This window comes from Vibrio sp. YT-19(2023), assembly GCF_033337395.1.
Genome location: NZ_JAWOQN010000992.1, coordinates 1 through 547 on the forward strand (window position 1 = coordinate 1; position 547 = coordinate 547).

The following is a 547-nucleotide window of genomic DNA, read 5'->3' on the forward strand; positions in this document are numbered from 1 at the left end:
CGTCATCCTAATGCTGCTGTTTACTGCAGTTATCAGTCTGATTCTCGGTATGGGTCTGCCTACCACAGCAAACTACATTGTAGTATCAACGCTAATGGCGCCAGTTATCGTAACGCTCGGTGCAGCGCACGGTCTTATCATTCCACTGATTGCAGTGCACTTGTTCGTGTTCTATTTCGGTATTCTCGCCGATGATACACCACCGGTCGGTCTGGCTGCCTTTGCCGCTGCAGCAATCGCGAAGTCCGATCCAATTCGTACCGGTATCCAAGGCTTTACCTACGATATTAGAACCGCCATTCTGCCATTCATGTTTGTTTTCAATACCCAATTATTGTTGATGGGTATCGATTCTTGGTGGCATTTAGCACTCACGGTAATCTCTTCCATCATTGCGATGCTGATCTTCTCTGCCGCTACGCAGGGATGGTGGCTGACTCGTAACAAGTGGTGGGAAACAGTCCTATTATTAGTATTAACTTTCTCATTCTTCCGACCTGGTTTTTGGTGGGACATGTTATACCCAGCGAAAGTTCTTTCTCCTGGG

1 protein-coding gene is annotated in these 547 nt (G+C 47.3%); it reads left to right on the top strand.

What is annotated here, in order from left to right; translation table 11 throughout:
- Positions 1 to 547 (top strand): DUF3394 domain-containing protein (locus R7E78_RS29620; RefSeq protein WP_318059080.1); only part of this gene is annotated, 547 nt, incomplete at both ends.